16 protein-coding genes are annotated in these 18,659 nt (G+C 43.8%); 7 read left to right on the top strand and 9 right to left on the bottom strand.

The features are described from left to right. The first annotated feature begins 62 nt into the window (after positions 1 to 62). From HY064_14645 to HY064_14630, 4 genes are all read left to right on the top strand, one after another. Positions 63 to 1,772 carry a S8 family peptidase gene (locus tag HY064_14645; GenBank protein MBI3511897.1) on the top strand — a complete coding sequence of 570 codons (1,710 nt, stop codon included), beginning with the start codon at positions 63 to 65 and terminating at the stop codon, positions 1,770 to 1,772. A gap of 22 nt (positions 1,773 to 1,794) precedes the next feature. After that, the gene (locus tag HY064_14640; protein ID MBI3511896.1) at positions 1,795 to 2,322 is read left to right on the top strand and encodes a hypothetical protein; all 528 of its coding nucleotides are present in this window, start codon (positions 1,795 to 1,797) and stop codon (positions 2,320 to 2,322) included. Positions 2,323 to 2,366: 44 nt separating this feature from the next. Then, positions 2,367 to 2,831, top strand: coding sequence for a hypothetical protein (locus tag HY064_14635; GenBank protein MBI3511895.1), 465 nt, complete (start codon positions 2,367 to 2,369; stop codon positions 2,829 to 2,831). Positions 2,832 to 2,942: 111 nt separating this feature from the next. After that, complete coding sequence (locus HY064_14630) at positions 2,943 to 6,335, top strand: T9SS type A sorting domain-containing protein (GenBank protein ID MBI3511894.1); 3,393 nt, start codon at positions 2,943 to 2,945, stop codon at positions 6,333 to 6,335. Positions 6,336 to 6,494: 159 nt separating this feature from the next. Here the strand turns inward: HY064_14630 and HY064_14625 are convergent, their stop codons facing one another. From HY064_14625 to HY064_14585, 9 genes are all read right to left on the bottom strand, one after another. Beyond that, positions 6,495 to 7,214: a 16S rRNA (uracil(1498)-N(3))-methyltransferase gene (locus HY064_14625; GenBank protein ID MBI3511893.1), complete on the bottom strand. Its 720-nt coding sequence runs from the start codon at positions 7,212 to 7,214 to the stop codon at positions 6,495 to 6,497. Between the two features lie 23 nt (positions 7,215 to 7,237). After that, on the bottom strand, positions 7,238 to 8,053 hold the full coding sequence (locus HY064_14620; GenBank protein MBI3511892.1) for a tRNA glutamyl-Q synthetase: 816 nt from the start codon (positions 8,051 to 8,053) through the stop codon (positions 7,238 to 7,240). A 158-nt stretch (positions 8,054 to 8,211) separates the two neighbouring features. Next, positions 8,212 to 9,447: a hypothetical protein gene (locus tag HY064_14615; protein MBI3511891.1), complete on the bottom strand. Its 1,236-nt coding sequence runs from the start codon at positions 9,445 to 9,447 to the stop codon at positions 8,212 to 8,214. 3 nt (positions 9,448 to 9,450) lie between these two features. Further along, a complete protein-coding gene (locus tag HY064_14610; protein ID MBI3511890.1) occupies positions 9,451 to 9,936 on the bottom strand; it encodes a hypothetical protein in 486 nt (161 codons plus the stop codon). Positions 9,937 to 9,953: 17 nt separating this feature from the next. Further along, positions 9,954 to 11,114 (bottom strand): hypothetical protein, encoded by a 1,161-nt coding sequence (locus tag HY064_14605; protein ID MBI3511889.1) that lies wholly within the window; start codon positions 11,112 to 11,114, stop codon positions 9,954 to 9,956. Continuing rightward, positions 11,095 to 11,658, bottom strand: coding sequence for a sigma-70 family RNA polymerase sigma factor (locus HY064_14600; protein ID MBI3511888.1), 564 nt, complete (start codon positions 11,656 to 11,658; stop codon positions 11,095 to 11,097). Before HY064_14600 ends, HY064_14605 begins: the two co-directional genes overlap by 20 nt. Positions 11,659 to 11,724: 66 nt before the next feature. Beyond that, a complete protein-coding gene (locus tag HY064_14595) occupies positions 11,725 to 12,681 on the bottom strand; it encodes a transketolase family protein (GenBank protein ID MBI3511887.1) in 957 nt (318 codons plus the stop codon). A gap of 132 nt (positions 12,682 to 12,813) precedes the next feature. After that, the gene (locus HY064_14590) at positions 12,814 to 14,160 is read right to left on the bottom strand and encodes a VWA domain-containing protein (protein ID MBI3511886.1); all 1,347 of its coding nucleotides are present in this window, start codon (positions 14,158 to 14,160) and stop codon (positions 12,814 to 12,816) included. 61 nt (positions 14,161 to 14,221) lie between these two features. Then, the gene (locus HY064_14585; protein MBI3511885.1) at positions 14,222 to 15,067 is read right to left on the bottom strand and encodes a transketolase; all 846 of its coding nucleotides are present in this window, start codon (positions 15,065 to 15,067) and stop codon (positions 14,222 to 14,224) included. Positions 15,068 to 15,385: 318 nt separating this feature from the next. On the opposite strand from HY064_14585, the gene ychF reads away from it, so the two are divergent. The 3 genes from ychF to HY064_14570 all read left to right on the top strand — a co-directional run bounded on the left by ychF (position 15,386) and on the right by HY064_14570 (position 18,647). Continuing rightward, positions 15,386 to 16,486, top strand: a complete 1,101-nt coding sequence (ychF, locus tag HY064_14580; protein ID MBI3511884.1) for a redox-regulated ATPase YchF — start codon at positions 15,386 to 15,388, stop codon at positions 16,484 to 16,486. A 2-nt stretch (positions 16,487 to 16,488) separates the two neighbouring features. Then, positions 16,489 to 16,710 (top strand): hypothetical protein, encoded by a 222-nt coding sequence (locus tag HY064_14575; GenBank protein ID MBI3511883.1) that lies wholly within the window; start codon positions 16,489 to 16,491, stop codon positions 16,708 to 16,710. 77 nt (positions 16,711 to 16,787) lie between these two features. Then, the gene (locus tag HY064_14570) at positions 16,788 to 18,647 is read left to right on the top strand and encodes a type IIA DNA topoisomerase subunit B (protein MBI3511882.1); all 1,860 of its coding nucleotides are present in this window, start codon (positions 16,788 to 16,790) and stop codon (positions 18,645 to 18,647) included. Positions 18,648 to 18,659: the final 12 nt, after the last annotated feature.

The following is an 18,659-nucleotide window of genomic DNA, read 5'->3' as shown; positions in this document are numbered from 1 at the left end:
AATACCATTTTCTTCTTTCAAAAGCGCCTAAAAAATCGTAAACTTGTATAGAGGATTCCCAAATGAAAAAACTTCTGTTTTTCTTTTTTTCGTTTCCATCTGTTGCTTTATTCAGCCAGGTTCCGCTTTTCAATTCGGTAGTTGATATTTACGAGCCCCCGGTGCAGGCGATCGTTGATCCCGGCGAATATGTGAAGGGCCAGTTGTTGGTGATGTTGCAACCTGATGCCGTGAACGGAGAGTTGGAACAGAAATTCTCTGCTGCCGGATTTACAATAGTGGAAGAAAAATGTGTGGCGAAAAGTATGCGGATATGGCTTTTCACTTTTAAGGATGGAACAGCTATTGAAAATGCATTGGCAGAAGCGAAAAAATTTCCGGAAATAGAAATGGCGCAGTTCAATCATTATGTGGCGCATCGTGTGAATATTCCCAATGATGTTGATTTTCCGAATATGTGGGACATGAACAACACCGGCCAGAACGGCGGAACTCCTGATGCTGATATTGATGCACCGGAAGCATGGAATATTACAACCGGCGGAATGACGGTGCAGGGTGATACCATTGTAGTTGCTGTGATTGATGCCGGGTTCGATCTTGCACAGCAGGATCTTAATTTTCATAAGAACTATGCAGAAATTCCGAACAACGGAATTGATGATGATAATAACGGCTACATTGATGATTACGATGGATGGAATGCCTATTTCTCCAATGGAAATATATCTTCCGACATGCACGGTACGCACGTGAGCGGGACTGTGGGTGCGCGCGGAAATAATTCCGTGGGTGTGGCCGGAGTGAATTGGGGAGTGAAGATCATGCCGGTGATGGGAAGCGACGGAACAGAAGCGCAGGTGGTAGAAGCATACACGTATGTCCTTGATGCAAGAAGGTTGTATAATAACACAACCGGTGCGCAGGGTGCATTTGTTGTATCCACCAATTCTTCCTTCGGCGTCGACCAGGGACAACCCGCTGCGTACCCGCTCTGGTGCGCTATGTATGATTCGATGGGTGCAGTGGGAATTCTGAGCGCTGCTGCTACTGCGAATGCAAACTGGGATATTGATGTGGTGGGCGATATTCCAACGGCGTGTTCGAGTATTTATATGATCGCTGTAACAAATACTACCAACACCGACGCAAAATATTTTCAGGCCGGATATGGCGATACTACCATTGACATTGGTGCGCCGGGAACTTCTATCTGGTCAACGCTTCCTTCGAATACGTATGGTACGCTCACGGGCACATCTATGGCGAGCCCGCATGTGGCAGGCGCGGTGGCGCTCCTGTATGCAGGCGCGTGCAACCAGTACATCACCGATTACAAAGCGAATCCTTCTGCGATGGCGGTCACCACCAGGAATTATTTACTCAACAGTGCCGATCATGTTCCCTCGATGAATGGCATGTGTACGTCCAATGGCCGGCTCAATATTTACAATGCGCTCCTCGCTGTGCAATCCTATAATTGCAATACTGATGTTGCTGATGTGAATGCGGATGGAATTTCCATTGCAGAAATTTTTCCGAACCCTTCCAATGGAAATGCGAATATTATTTTCAATTCGCTTAGCGGCGGAACGACGTATGTGAATGTTTACGATGAGCTCGGCCAATTTGCAAGATCACTTGCCGTGGAATCCAATCCCGGTGTCAATAATATTTCATTTGACCTGAACGGACTTTCTGCAGGAACTTATTTTGTGCAGTTGAACAACGGTGATAATTTTTCGAACCGGATGAAAATTGTTGTCCAATAAGTTCTCGCCTATAAATTCTGCCATGAAAAAACTTTTACTTTCCCTGCTGATCATTTTCTGTTTCTTCTCAAAATTATTTTCGCAACCGGCTTCCATTGATCAGCGCGATTCTTCCGGGAAGAAAAACGGTAAATGGAAAGTTTACTGGGATGCAAGTTGGCATGAAGTGAAGGACAGCGCCAAAGCAGTTTATTATCGCTACACTTTTTACGATCATGGAGAAGATGTTTACCCGATGGGCCCGCGCGATAAAAAATGGAAACTGGTAGCATCAACAGAAACAAAATCAGGTGGTAAACTGATCCTGCTCGATGGTGAATACAAATGGTATGATGAGAAAGGAATTTTGCGTGATGATGATGTTTTTAAAAATGGAGAATATGTTTCCTACAAATGGTATTATTCAACAGGAGAACTGAACCAGTTTTTTGATTACGGAAATCACTGGCAGGATCAAACCATGAGCTGGCATATTTTTGAATATGATAAAACCGGTAAAGTGACTACGGATACTTATGTACATGCGAAGGGATACGGAGAAAAGAAATAGACCAGGGAATTTTAAATCGTGTACACAAAAAAAGAAATGTAAATATGAAAAAAATCAACACGCTCTTTGTCATAACGATCTACATGCTCTCCTGTAACGGAGGCCCCAATGTTCAATACTATAAAAACGGGAATAAAATGTGTGAATCGAATATGAAAAATGGAGTATTGGATGGTGTCACGATAGATTATGATACACTCGGCAAAGTTCACTGCAGGAGGTATTACACTATGGGGAATGAAGATAGTGTGGTTGGCTATTTGAAGGATAGGAGAGTTTCTATGAGTATGGTTAAGGAATTGCAGAATGACAGCAGCAAGTATATTGGCATTCGATTCTATGAAAATGGCATGATCAAAAGCAGGGAAGAAACTGTTCATACACAAAAAAATGGAATGGGTGATGTTGTGTACTCATTGATGACTTTATGGGATTCTACCGGCTCTATGACGGAGAAATCTGTTTGGAAGAAGGACAGCACCACGTATCTGTTCAAAAGAGATCAATAGTTGATTCTACTTTTCAACAAATCAATTCCCGCACACAACGGAACAAAATAGTACCAGCCCCATCTAAATCGAATTAGTACTTTTATTGGCGTTAATAAACCGCGTACTCCAATGAAAAAAATATTCCTTTTCGCAACTGCATTCCTTCTGCTCGGCAATCTTCATTCGCAAAACAATCCCGGCGACACGATCGTCGTGCCGACTTTCACTTTTGGTTCTCCGCAGAATGCATGGTTCGTTTTTCCTTCCGACACGAATCGGTATGAGAAGGTGATCATGAAATATACGCTCAAGTGCAATCCTGCACAGAGCCCCGCTTGCGGCGAATGGGATTATCTCACTAACACGTACGTTTATAAACACACCGGCCTTCTCGATTCTTCCATTGTTGTTCAACCGAATTATGTGGTCAATTCTTCAAGCCCCGACAGCATGCAGTTTTCTTATTCGCCCACCTACACGAACGATTCTTCGTGGCAATATTTCATTGTGCATACGTCCATGAGTTCATTGACGACGGATACGATCGGATCGGGAACAACAATTTCAAATGCTCCGTTCGGAACATCGCAACCGGTATCACGTTCTCAATTTTTGTGGAAAGCATCTGAACTTTCCGCTGCGGGATTAACGGCTGGAAATATTTCCGGTTTGCAATTTTACCTGCAGAGTTTAGGCGGCTCTATGAGAGATCTTACTATCCGCATTCAGCACACCACTCTCGATTCGCTTACGCAGGCAACTTTTACCAATGCCGGCTTCACTACGGTTTATTCGCAGAACACTCAATTTTCTTCAACAGGTTGGAACAGTATTCAACTTACCACTCCTTTCAACTGGAACGGAACTTCCAATCTTCTCGTCGAGATCACTTATGACAATACACCGATGTTCGCCGATAATATTCTCCAGGCCGATACCACTGTCGCTTTCAAATCCGGCCTGGTGAATTCCGGGCACGATCGTGCGGTGACTGCAAATGCAGGAGGATATGTGAATGTTCCGCTCAACTCCGGCGTGGCGGCTCTTGATTCCTTCATCACCGTTTCTTATTGGGCTTATGGTAGTGTTGCAGCACAACCGCAGGACGGCACCTGTTTCGAAGCCATTGATTCTGCCAATGAACGCGTCATCAATGCACATTGTCCGTGGAGCGATGCAAATGTGTACTGGGATGCCGGGAATACCGGTGGAAATTATGACCGCATCAGTCATGCTGCTGTGGCCAGTGAATATGCCGGGCAATGGAATTACTGGACATTCACAAAAAATGTGGGAACGGGTTCAATGAAAATTTATCTCAACGGAAATCTGTGGTTCTCCGGAACAGGAAAAGTGAGAAGAATGCGCTGGATAAAATATTTCCGTATAGAAAAAGGAAACTGGAATGGATCGAATTCCTACGCCGGGCGAATGGATGAATTCACCGTGCTTAATAAAGAACTTTCGCAGGCAGAGATCCAGTCGTACATGAATAATGCGATCACTCCTTCCGATCCGAATTTTTCCAATGTTGTGTTGCAATACAACTTCGATGACGGCAATAATCTTACGGCGGCTGATTCCGCTTCGGGAAATCATGCTGCTGCAACGTTATTCAATGTAAATGATCCGCTGAAAAATTCTTCGGAGCTGACGAATCATTTTACCGAAACAAAGATCCGCCCCCGGATTACATTCGAACAGGGAGTTTATACTTCACACCTGGATTCTGTTCTCGTCATTGATTCCACGCTGAACACTTCATTTCAGATAGTGGTTTACAATGATTCGGTGAATAACCCGGGAGTTGCAACCGATACTATCGTTGGATGGCCTGTAACGGGAAATGCAACAGTTGACAGCACCATTTATCTTTCAAATTATTCTTATTACAATAAATTTCCGCAAGTGATCCGCTATGAACTCGGCCGTTATATTACTCCGTATGGAAATGGATTGAGTCTTGGAACAGGATGGACATGGACATTCGACGTAAGTGATTATGTGACGTTGTTGCATGATTCTGTAAATCTCGAAGCGGGAAACTGGCAGGAATTACTCGATGTGAAATTCCTGATGATACTCGGAACTCCTCCGCGCGATGTGGTGGATATAAAAAATCTCTGGAACGGAAATTTCAATTACGGCCAACCTGCTGACCCGATCGAAAGTCATTTGCCTCCGCTGCAGATCCCGATTCCTGCAAATGCAATTACTTCAAGATGGAAATCACGCGTTACCGGCCACGGAATGGATACTCCACAAAATTGCGCAGAGTTCTGCCCGAAAAATCATTATTATTATGTTGGAAGTAATCTCGAATACACGAAACTCGTGTGGAGAGATAATTGCGCTCGTAATCCGTTGTATCCGCAGGGAGGAACATGGGTGTACGAGCGTTCTAACTGGTGCCCGGGTGCAGAAGTGTGGACGTACGATATGGAACTTACTCCATTTGTAACGCCGGGAGATACTGCGGTGCTCAATCACGATGCAGAACCTTATTCGAATACGGGCGGTTGGGATTATTATCAGGTGGAAGATCAGATCGTGTATTATGGTGCGCCGAATTTTACACTCGACGCGCGACTCGAAGATATTCTTTCACCAAGCAAAGACCAGATGTGGTTGCGCTACAATCCAGTTTGCACGAGCCCGGTGGTGCGCATCCGCAATACAGGAAGTACGCCGCTCACTTCGCTTACCATCACTTACGGTTTGAATAATGGGCCGATGTCAACTTACACATGGACCGGAAATCTTGCGTTCATGGAATCGGCTGATGTTACACTTGGAACTTTCGGTTGGGCGCAGGGAGCAAGCAGTTTTGTTTGCACGATCAGCAATCCGAATGGAGGAGCTGATCAGTATTCCTATAACAATTCGCGCACGAGCGCATTCACGTATCCTCCGGTGATGCCATCTCCGTTTGTGATACAGTATCGTTCGAATAATTCTTACACCGAAGATTCTTACACGGTGAAAGACGACCAGGGTAATATTATTTTCACACGTACAGCATCTGCGCCGAATACAACTTACAACGACACGATGGTGCTGGCGAATGGATGTTATGTTTTTGAAATGATTGATGCCGGAGAGGATGGATTGAGCTGGTGGGCGAATACAGCGCAGGGATCCGGCTATCTGCGTTTCAAGAGCGCGAGCAGCAATGCGATCTATAAAAATTTCGGTGCAGATTTCGGCGGACAGGTTTACCAGCAATTTACGGTTGGATTAACGAGCAGCATTGATGAAAATATGTTCACGACACAGGATATTCTGAATGTTTATCCCAATCCTACAGACGGACATTTATTCATTGATGTAGATCTCGCGCAACGATCGGATGGAAAAATTGAAGTTCATGACATGCTGGGAAAGGTTGTGTTTGAGTACAACTTCACATCATCGCTTGCAGAAAGTAAGGAGGTCGATCTTTCACAGTATGGAAGCGGAATGTATTTTGTTTCGCTGGTTTCCGGAAATGAAGTGCTGACGAAGAAGGTGGTGGTGCAGTAGCTTGCCCGACTAAACGAAGTTGAGGCGGGGCACTAGGTAGTCATTGAGTGGCAGCGGCAGTTTTTGATGGGCTGAATAAAAAAATCTGTAATACCCATCCGTGGTAATATTTCTGTCAATCTTCCGAAAATTATTTTGGAGGATAAACTTTTCCCGGTTTCATTTTCCGCACAGAACATTCACACTGGTCACCGCCATGAGCGCAGCAGTCTCCGTTCTCAGCGTGGTATTTCCCAGTGAAATTTCTTTGAACCCGGTGAACATGGCAGCAAGAATTTCTTCTTTTGAAAAATCTCCTTCGGGGCCGATGAGAATAATAATTTCTTTCGTTGCATGTTTGTCGTGAAGCAATTCTTCTTTCAGCGAAGTTTTTTCTCCATCGCGGCAATGCGCAATAAACCGCAATCCTTTTTTCGGAAGTTCATCGAGAAATTTTTTCAGATCGGTAAGCGGATTGATGTGCGGAAGAAAACTTTGCCCGCTTTGTTTCATAGCAGAGACCGCTAATTTTTCAAGACGATCAGTTCCCATTTTTTTCCGTTCGGAATGTGAGCATTGAAGAAGTGTGATCTTATCAATGCCAATCTCCGCTGCTTTCTCCACGAACCATTCAAGGCGGTCAGTATTTTTTGTGGGCGCAATTGCTAAGTGCAACGAATAATTTCTTCCCGTATTTTCTTTTTTCCGGTCAAGAATAAGAATGGAACATTTTTTCGGATGCGCATCATCGATCTCCCCGTGCGCACGTGTTCCAGCACCATCAATCAATTCCACTTTGTCGCCGCTTTTCAACCGCAGCACACGCACGGCATGTTTCGATTCTTCTTCGCTGAGAATTACAGTGTGAACAGAAAGATCTTTGTAATAAAAGCAAGGCATGGCCAAAATTACATATTCTTGAATCAATACATTTTCAGCAAATGGCCAAATTTTTCCCTGAGATCTTTTCCTTTCATCCCGTCTTCTCTCATTCTTTTCATCGATAGTGCTCCTTCCGATTTCGAAAGTTTTTCACCGTGTTGATCAGGAATAAGAATATGATGAAGGAATTTTGTTTTCCAGAAATTATTTTTCCCCAGTTTCTCGGCAAGAAAAATCTGGCCCGCGGTAGAGTAGAGGAGATCATTCCCGCGAACGATCCACGTGATGCCGAAATGAATATCATCCACCACAGAAGCAAGATGGTAAGCCGGAATTCCATCGTGGCGGCGAATGACGAACGATCCCATTTCATGATCGAGTTCAATTTTTTGTTCACCGAGATGTTCATCTTTGAATTCAACCAGCGTCCCTTCCGGAACGATCAATCTCAGTGCAGTTTCATTTTCATTCAGCGGAATGTTCTTGTGCGTACACGTACCCGGGTAGCGCCCGTCATACATGCCCAGGTCTTTGCGCGTACACGTGCAGGCGAAAACATGTTTGTTCTTCGAAAGTTTTTTCAATGCTGCATCGTACAAACTGATCCGGTTATTCTGCGTCCAGTTCCTTTCGAAATCATCTTCGTTTCGCGGGCCTTCATTCCATTTTATTTCCAGCCAATGGAGACTTTCAAAGATATCTTTTACATATTCTGACCGTTTTCGATCTGCATCCAGATCATCAATGCGCAGGAAAATTTTCAGATCATTCTTCTTCGCAATTTTTTCTGTGATCAAAAAAGAAAATGCATTTCCCTCGTGAAGAAATCCTGATGGTGTGGGAGCAATACGAATCATGGTTAGTAAGAAATATGAAATCCCGGATGCGCTCAGGAGAACAGGAGAAAAACTGCGGATACAAACAGAAATCGTATTCTCAAAAGTAAAACCTTTTCCTAAACTTTCGTACCCATTCGTATTACGTAACTTTTAGTAGAAGTTACGTATTTCGTACTCTAGTAAAGATCGGTGTCGTCCACTAAATCAATGACATCTTTGTACTGAACTTTATTCATTTCTTTTTTCTTGTCGTAACCTCCTGGAATATTTCCATTGCCGGGGCCATTATTGTTATCGCCGGGATCCATATCATTGTTCATCTGGAAAACATCATACATCAGATAATTTCCTGCCGACTTTTTCGCTTTACCGAAACGCCAGGTCATTCCGAGCTGAACGAATCCGGTTGGTGCAGGATTTCCATTATAGAAAGGTCCGAAACTATTGATGGGGTGCAACTGGTCATTGAAACTCCACGAATAAAGCCAGATGTGATTTCTTACTGCATATCCCGTGGAAACGAAAAAAGAAAAATTCGGTGAAGGGCGGAAATCGAATCGTATTCCATTCGCCAAACCTGTTTGCCCGAGCTGAATAACAGAATCTCTTCCGATGTAAAGCGAATCAGCGTTTGAAATATTATAGAGTCCGCCGTACGCACGACTGTAAAGTGAAAAAGAAAATTTAGGTGAGGGCTGGAATGTCAATGAAGTGTATCGTGGAAACTGCATCGAGAAATAACATTTTCCATCGAGCCGCCCAACGCGGATCCCCGCCATTGGAAGTATCCACCGGTTTCCCCAGATGAAAGTCCGCGTGATGCCCGCGCGCATGCTGAATGCAGGACTCACCATCCAGTTGAAAACAACAGAACCCGCGAGATGATATTGCTGTGTAAGATGCGTGTCATATTTGTCGCCGGTCACGTACGGAGAAAGATCGGCGAAGAGAATGAACTGCGAACGGAAAGCATAAATGCCGCGAATACCCAAGCCCATTTTGTAAAGCTGGTGTTGCTTCGGAAGATTTGAAAATTGCGGGCGATCATTGAGCCCGTTGAACGTCATCAGTAAATGAAAAGTATTTACATCGGTGCTGTCGGAACTGAAATGCGTATGCGTGTAAAGCGGACAATAAAAACCAAGATTCCCCTCTGAGAATTTATATTTTCCAAGAACGTTAGTGATGGCCACCTGGTTGATGCCTGGTTTTACAGGGCGAATGATGCGTTCTCCTGTTGTAAAATAATTCACGTACACGCAGGGGCGGATATAATTTCTCACTTCGCGCTGTTTTGCTTTTGATGAAAAAGAATTTGCGATCACGATAGAATCATGCACGAATGGAGAAGCTGTTCCGGCAAAAGGTGCGAGAACAGCGATCAGAAAAAAATATTTCCGGAACAAGTGCATAATTTATTTCGGGTTACCGCCGTTTGATTTTTTCTCTTCGGTGAGAATGCGCACCAGTTCTTTTTTGAAATCATCTTCGGCCACATAAAGTTCTGCAAGTTTTTTTGGCGGCAGAACATTTTTCAGTTTCTCATGCATCTCTGCCTGTAAAGCCACGTCCTGCTGTTTCAAAGACATTTCTTCATTGGCAAGACGGGTGAGTTCTTCATTCGAAAGATGGTCGGCTTGTGTGCGCACCGTATCATAATCGGCCTGTAATTGTTTTCTCAGAACATCGCGTTTATCCTGGTACTCATCATAGATCGGCCAGAATTTTTTCGCTTCTTCCGCTGTAAGATCAAGACGCTTGGTGATGAAAGAAACTTTCAGCGCCTGCACCCGTTCAGCGCCGCTCGCCGATGCAACAGTGTCTTTCTTCGCTCCCTGCGCCACCGCGGGAAGCGCGCACAGGAGAAAGAAAGGCATCAGTATGAGTAAAAGTTTTTTCATGACAGGGTGAAGTTCTGTTAGTGGTTGTTGATGCTGTTTGAAATATCTTCGAGCGTTGAATTATCATTGAGAAAATCTTTCATCGACTGATCGAGTTGTTCATTATTGTTTTGGTCTTTCACATCCGGTTTTTTCTCAGCAACAACATCGGCCACTGTATTTTCGTCAAGAAGATCGATCGCATCCATGATATCTTTCTTTTCTACTTTGACTAATGCATCGTGCGGATGGTTTACTCCATTCCGCGGTTTTTGTTTTTTTACATCGTGTTGTGCCATGTTGTTGTTATGCTGATCGGGAATAACAAGAACAGGGACTGAATCTTTTTTCAAAGGAGTAACAACCGGGTTGACATTTTTATGCGTTTCATTTTTCGCGATCGGATTTTTTTCCGGGTGATCATTTCGATTGAGGAACCAAACAGCGGCTGCTACAACAAGTGCAACCGAAGCGGCAATGGCGGCGGGGCGTGAATAGCGTTTTACGATCTCTGCGAATACAATAACGCGTCCCTGTTCAGCCGGTTTTTCTTTGGTAATATTTTCTTCTTCACGTATGCGCGCGGTGATGCGATCGGCGAGTGAGTCGAAATATCCGTCCGGAACTTTTGTTTCGTCTTCGGATTTTTCATCAATGCTGATGCGCGACATGACCGAGGAAGAAAGTTTTTCGAAATAATCACCGGGCATTACGAATCCATCATCCTGCTTCAGGTTATCGAGTGCGATCTTTGTGTTGAGTTCGGAATCGAATTCATTGAAATAATTTTCCGGAACGGTGAATCCATCTTTATTGATCATTGCATGCAGCTCTGCGCTTGAAATAACATCATCCGCAAATTTTTCGAAATAACCTTCGGGAACTGAAAATGATTCTTTGTCTTTTAGTTCTGAAAGCGCTGCAAGAGAAATAATATTTTCTGCCAGTGAACTGAAATAATTCTCAGGAATAACAAATCCATCAGCAGAAGGAAGAATAGTCTTTGCAAGAATAATTTCAGCCGAATCAGAAAAATAATTTTCAGGAACAACAAAACCATCTCCCTTCTTCTGCAATGCGTGCAGGAGAGGAGCGTGCTTCGAAAGATCATCGAAGTCAGCCGGAAGGTTTATGTCATTCTCATTATTCATTTTACTTTTTTCAATTTTTAATGCCGGATCAGAAGACCGAATCAGCATTTCCCCTGATGTAGGCCTCTATTTTTTTTACGGCGTGATGGTAGGAAGCTTTCAAAGCGCCTACCGAAGTTTCCAGTACGTTCGACATGTCTTCATATTTCATTTCCTCGAAATATTTCATATTGAAAACGAGCCGTTGTTTTTCCGGGAGCTGAGCGATCGCGAGCTGTAATTTTTTCTGGATCTCATCGCCGCGGAAATAATTATCGTCCTGCAGTTTGCTTTCTATTCCGTATTCCACATCACCATAACGAACATAAAGGTCTGCTTTGCGCTGGCGAATGAAGGTGAGCGTTTCATTCGTTGCGATCCGGTAAAGCCAGGTGAAGAGTTGCGCATCTTCCTTGAAATTATCGAGGCCTTTCCACACTTTGATAAATACATTCTGAAGCACATCATCCGTATCATCATGATCAACGAGCATGCGGCGTATGTGCCAGTACAGTCTTTTCTGGTAGCGCTCAAGAATTTTACGGAAAGCAAGTTGCCTTGTTTTTTCTTCCCGGAATTGCGAGATCAGTTCTTTATCGGATACGTCTTCCATTAATAAAAAAGCTGTGCTACAGTTTTTATTTCCCGTTGCACAGCTCAAGGTAAAAATATTTTACGTTCAGCTTTTTTTCCTCGCTACAACTTTGAGCGCGGCATTCACGATGTCTTTGGTGTCGAGACCATACTTGGTCATCAGTTGGTCGGGTGTTCCACTTTCACCAAAGCTGTCGTTTACTGCCACCATCTCAAGCGGTGCAGGAGAATTTTTTGCAAACACACTTGCAATACTTTCTCCCAGTCCGCCTATCCGGTTATGCTCTTCAGCCGAAACCGCGCAACGGGTTTTTGCTACTGAAAGTAAGACGCTTTTTTCGTCAAGAGGTTTAATCGTATGGATATTTATTATTTCCGCCGAAATGCCCTGTTCCCGAAGAATGTCGGAAGCTTCCAGCGCTTTCCATACCAGATGGCCGGTTGCAAAAATGGAAACATCAGTTCCCTCAATGAGTTTTAATGCTTTTCCTATTTCGAATTGTTGATCGGCAGGAGTGAAATTCGGAACCGAAGGCCTTCCGAAACGGAGATAAACCGGGCCAATATGTTTTGAAATGGCAATGGTGGCTGCCTTGGTCTGGTTGTAATCGCAGGGATTGATCACGGTCATTCCGGGAAGCATTTTCATGAGGCCGATGTCTTCGAGAATCTGGTGTGTGGCTCCGTCTTCTCCGAGTGTGAGTCCGGCATGCGATGCACAGATCTTTACATTTTTTTCGGAATAAGCTATCGACTGGCGGATCTGGTCGTACACTCTTCCCGTAGAAAAATTGGCAAATGTTCCGGTGAATGGAATTTTTCCTCCAATGGTGAGTCCGGCTGCAATTCCCATCATGTTTGCTTCTGCAATCCCAACCTGGAAAAAACGATTCGGAAATTCTTTCTGGAACGCATCCATTTTCAGCGAGCCGGTAAGGTCGGCACAGAGTGCAACCACATCAGGATTTATTTTTCCGAGTTCCGATAATCCTGCGCCGAATCCGGAGCGTGTGTCTTTTTTTTCTGTAGCAGTGTATTTCATTAGAGTCAGGAGTTGCTAAGTATTTCTTTTGGTTTGCAGAAAATTATTTTGGAGTATAAATGAATTCTGGTTGAGCATTTCTCTATTCTCCCCGCCAAAAAAGAGGCGGGCAAGCACCCTCCATTCTCATGGTTAATATAATTTCACTGTTGCCTGTCCGCCCGCGTCGATCTTGAATTCACGGATTACCTGGTAGATCGTTTCATGCGCGGACTTCGATCGGTAAATGACTTTATAATTTCCGGGTTGCAAAACAATATTTTCATTCATGATCTGAGAATTCAGATTGCAAACGAAAGTGAGTTTATTTTTTTCTTCGAGGAATAATTGTCCTGTTCCTTCCTGTGGTTTTGAAATGGTAACCATTCCCGCCTGGGGGATCTGGATCAATGTCGTTTTGTTTTGTCCCACATCAACATTATTCATGTAGATCCTGGGAAGCGAAAGAATTTCAATATCATATTTTCCCACAATGTACTTTTCTGTCTTTCCGAAATCCTGCACATTGATGGTTTGCATGGTTCCTGCTTTTCGCACAATGCATTGCAATCGTGTGTAATTATTAATGCCGGCGACCTGCAGATTTAAATATCCCTGCGGCGCATCTACGGCGATGATATTATGTTTTCCCGGCGTGATCGTAATATTTTCTTTGATTACTTCAGGAATGGTATGCACCACTAATTTGTAAGTGCTCAGCGGATCAAGAACAATTGTATCGGGAACGCCACGATCATTCATCGTATGCATGTAATCGTAACGGACCACTCCGGTTTGCTGATCATAGAAAGTCATGTCCACATCGGTCTCCGTTGGTTTTCCATAAATATCAAGAAGATTCACCTGTGCAGTGGTGCTGTTCAGCGCCTGGGAAACTACAATATTGAGAATGTTGGTGAATGTGGCTTCGTCCGAAACGTCGTACAATTTTCCTATGCAATTGAGTGAAGAATAATCGACCGTTCCGCCAATACCGATGATGAATGGTTTGAGAATAATTCCTTTTTGCTGTAATGCAAGAGAAACGGCACACGGATCGCCGCCGCATTCTTCAATTCCATCGGTGATCATGATGATGATATTTCTTCCGGCGCCGCTTTTCGGAAAATCATCAGCACATTGCAGAAGAGAATAGGCAATAGGTGTGGTTCCCTTCGGAACAATATTTTCCATGGTCGCTTTCATTTGCGGAATGGAAATATTCGGTTTCGCTATGGGAACTTCCAGCTTGGTGTCTTCGCAATCGCGTTGCGGAAGCAATGAATGCTGATGGCCGAAACAACGCAATCCTACCTCAAGATTGTCAATTGATTTTAAACTGTCGAGGAACTGGGAGAATAATCTTTTTGCGATATCGATCTTCGATCCAGATTGCCATTCTCCGTACATGGAATAAGAGGCATCGAAAACAAAAAGTATGCGCGTAAGCTGGGGCACGTACGTGTGTGACTGCGCAGAAATTTTTTGCGGCCGAACCATCAGCACAGAAAAAATCAGTAAGAGCGAAATGAATTTTTGGCTGATACTTTTCATCATCCTTTCAATAGTCACCGATCGTTTCAGGTAATTGTTTCAAAGCCTGTGCCAGTTGTTCATCATTCGGCGCAATGCCATGCCATTTATGTGAGCCCATCATAAAATCGACACCATAGCCCATCACCGTTGTCATTAGTATAACGACCGGTTTGCCCTTCCGAGTATGTGACATTCCGTTTTTAATTCCATCGATCACTTCAGAAATATTATTTCCATTCACAATTTTTAAAACATCCCAACCGAATGCTTTGAATTTTGCTTCGAGATCCCCGAGCGGCATTACTTTTTCAGTAGGCCCGTCTATTTGTTGCCCATTCACATCAATCGTGCAAATGAGATTATCAACTTTCAAAGCGGCGGCACTCATCGCAGCTTCCCACACCTGTCCTTCATCCAGTTCCCCATCGCCATGCAATGAAAAAACAAAACGATCATCGCCATTTAATTTTTTTGCAAGTGCAGCGCCAATAGCCACTGACATTCCCTGCCCGAGCGAACCCGATGATACGCGCACACCGGGCAGATGCTCATGCGTGGTCGGGTGTCCCTGCAGGCGAGAATTTATTTTCCGGAAAGTAGAAAGTTCTTTCACCGGAAAATATCCCGAACGCGCAAGCACACTATAGAAAACCGGGGAGATGTGTCCGTTCGAAAGAAAAAAAACATCTTCCGTTTTTCCGTCGATCGAAAATTTTGCCGGATCATGTTTCATGATCTCAAAATACATCGCCACAAAAAAATCGGTGCAGCCGAGCGATCCGCCTGGATGGCCGGAGTTGACTGCATGAACCATCCGCACAATATCTCTTCGCACCTGCGAGCAGATTTTTTCAAGTTCTGGAATTGACATCACTGTTTTCTGATTTTCGCCTTGCTGATGGATCAAGGCAGGATTTTTTTCCGGGGAGATTGTTGTCATATTACGGATGCGAAAATTCTGATATTTCCGAATAAAACTGACGGGGCTGAACAAAAATCTGTAAACAGGTTTTCAGACGGGCAAAAGTAATTCTTTGCGCAGGAGAGATGATTTATGTTAATAACATAGGTGGGTTGTTGAAAACTACGATGAGATGAAAAGTATTGAGCAACAAATAAAAAATCTGAAATGGTAATTTTGCCCCCTTGAAGACGGGTCTTATCCGTTTTCGCACCCGAAACCTGAACTATGTCTTTAAAGTGCGGAATTGTAGGATTGCCAAACGTCGGAAAGTCCACACTTTTCAATTGTTTGTCCAATGCCAAAGCGCAGGCGGCAAATTTTCCGTTCTGTACCATCGAACCGAATATCGGCGTGATCACAGTTCCCGATGAACGCCTGAATAAACTTGCGGAACTCATTCATCCCGAAAAAATTATTCCCACCACGGTTGAAATAGTGGACATAGCTGGTCTTGTAAAAGGTGCGAGCAAAGGAGAAGGGCTGGGAAATAAATTTCTTGCAAACATCCGCGAGACGAATGCCATTCTTCATGTGCTCCGCTGTTTTGATGATCCGAATGTGGTGCATGTGGATGGAAGTGTGAATCCTGTTCGTGATAAGGAAGTGATCGATCTTGAATTGCAATTGAAAGATCTTGAGTCGGTGGAACAGCGCATGAAGAGAATTGATAAAGTTGCAAAAAGCGGAACCGATAAAGACCAGAAAAAAACTTTCGAAATTCTTTCTCTTGTCAATGAAAATTTGTTGAAAGGAAGATCGGTCCGGACATTGAATCTTTCGAAAGATGATCTGAAATTCATTGCAGACCTTCACCTGCTCACGTTGAAACCGGTACTCTACGTTTGCAATGTGGATGAAGCGGCAGTGAAAAAAGGAAATAAATATACCGATGCTGTGAAAGAAGCCGTGAAAGATGAAAAAGCAGAAGTGCTTATCATTACAGCCGCTATGGAAGCCGAGATCGCTGCATTGGAAAGTTACGATGACAGAAAAGCATTTCTCACCGAGATCGGTTTGGATGAACCGGGTGTGAACAAACTGATTCACGCCGCTTACAAATTGCTGGATCTTCAAACTTATCTTACAGCGGGCGTTAAAGAAGTGCGTGCATGGACGATCGAAAAAGGAATGACCGGCCCTGAAGCGGCTGGTGTCATTCACACCGATTTTGAAAAAGGATTCATCAAAGCGGAAGTGATTTCGTATAATGATTTCATCCATTTCGGTTCCGAAGCTGCCTGTCGTGATAATGGCAGAATACGGATCGAAGGAAAAGAATACATTGTGCAGGACGGAGATGTAATGCATTTCCGTTTCAATGTTTGATCATGTCAGAGATCTTCTACGTTCTTTTTTTTCTGACGCTTTGGTTTATCGTTCCGTATTTACTCGGAACATTGTTCTTTAAATTCCTGAAAAAACGCTGGAAAGTATTCAGCAAAGACAAAAGCGCATGGAGATTCATTAATTATTTTATTTTTCTACTCTGTGCACTTTTGGGTTGGCTGTTAGAAATGCTGGTACTGACCGGAGTGAAAATGATGTTCTGAAAAAAAACAAAAAAGAAAAAAACAAATCCCCAAAACCGAAGAAACATCTTGAATTTGGGATTTTGAATTTCCAATAAATGGCAGAAAAATCTACATACAACGAAGACAGTGTAAAGTCACTTGACTGGAAAGATCACATTCGCCTGCGTCCCGGAATGTACATCGGGAAACTCGGTGATGGCTCTTCTCCCGACGATGGAATTTACATCCTGCTCAAAGAAGTGCTCGACAATTGCATCGATGAATTCGTAATGGGCCACGGAAAAAAAATTGAAGTGACCATCAAAGACGGAACCGTTTCCGTGCGCGATTACGGGCGTGGAATTCCATTGGGAAAAGTGATCGATTGTGTTTCCAAGATCAACACCGGTGCAAAATACGATTCGGAAGCTTTTAAAAAATCAGTGGGATTGAATGGAGTAGGAACAAAAGCGGTGAATGCACTTTCGCAATGGTTCCGCGCGCAATCCATACGCGAGGGAAAATCAAAAGCGGCAGAATTCAAACGCGGCGATCTCAAATCCGATGAACGCGTAAAGTCGAGTAACGAAGCGGAAGGAACGATCATTTCCTTCATTCCCGATGAAAAAGTTTTTATCAATTACCATTACATCAATGAATATGTAGAACGGATGTTGTGGAATTACGCTTATCTCAATACCGGCCTCACACTTTATTACAATGGAAATCCCATCCGTTCTGAAAATGGTTTGCTGGATCTTCTCCAGAAAAATCTCAGCGGCCCCATTGTGTATCCCATCATTCACCTCAAAGGCGAAGACATTGAAGTGGCCATCACACACAGTGATCAGCAATACGTGGAAGAATATTTTTCATTCGTGAATGGCCAGCATACAACGCAGGGAGGTACGCATCAGTCGGCTTACCGTGAAGCTTACATCAAAGTGATCCGCGATTTTCTGAAAAAAGAATACGAAGCGAATGACATCCGCACTTCCATTGTTGCAGCGATCAGTGTGAAAGTGATGGAGCCTGTTTTCGAATCGCAAACAAAAACAAAACTCGGTTCGCAGGATGTGGGTCCGAAAGGCCCGGCCATGCGTTCGTTCGTTTATGATTTTCTAAAAACAGAACTCGATAATTATCTTCATAAAAATCCGGAGACTGCCGACGCACTTCACCGCAAAATTCTGCAGAGCGAAAAAGAACGTACCGAACTTTCAGGAATTCAGAAACTCGCCCGCGAGCGCGCGAAAAAAGCAAATCTTCATAACAGGAAATTGCGCGACTGCCGCGTTCACATGAACGATATGAAAGATGATCGCCGGTTGCAATCTACTTTGTTCATTACCGAAGGAGATTCTGCGAGTGGCTCCATCACCAAAGCGCGCGATGTGAATACGCAGGCCGTTTTTTCATTGAAAGGAAAACCGCTGAATGCTTACGGGCTCACAAAAAAAATTGTTTACGAGAACGAAGAATTCAATCTGGTGCAGGCGGCGCTCGACATTGAAGACGGATTGGAAAATCTCCGTTACAACAATGTGGTCATTTCCACTGATGCTGATGTAGACGGAATGCACATCCGTTTATTGCTCATGACTTTTTTCCTCCAGTTTTTTCCTGATCTTGTGAAGAATGGACATCTTTATATTCTTCAAACTCCTTTGTTCCGCGTGCGAAATAAAAAAGACACGATCTATTGCTATTCTGAAGATGAACGACGCGCTGCCATTGCTAAACTCGGCGCAAAACCCGAGATCACTCGTTTCAAAGGTTTGGGTGAAATTTCCCCCGATGAATTCAAACATTTCATCGGGAAAGATATCCGTCTCGAGCCGGTACTCATTGGTTTGGGATCGAATATTCCGGATATGCTTTCTTATTTCATGGGAAAAAATACGCCGGAGCGGCAGGAATTCATTATCGGCAATCTGCGTGTGGAAAAAGATATCGTGGAAGAAGAAAAAAAATAAAGTTGAATCCGA

The sequence above is a fragment of the Bacteroidota bacterium genome, from assembly GCA_016194975.1.
In the GTDB taxonomy this organism is placed as follows: Bacteria; Bacteroidota; Bacteroidia; order Palsa-965; family Palsa-965.
This window is presented reverse-complemented; position numbering and strand designations above follow the sequence as displayed.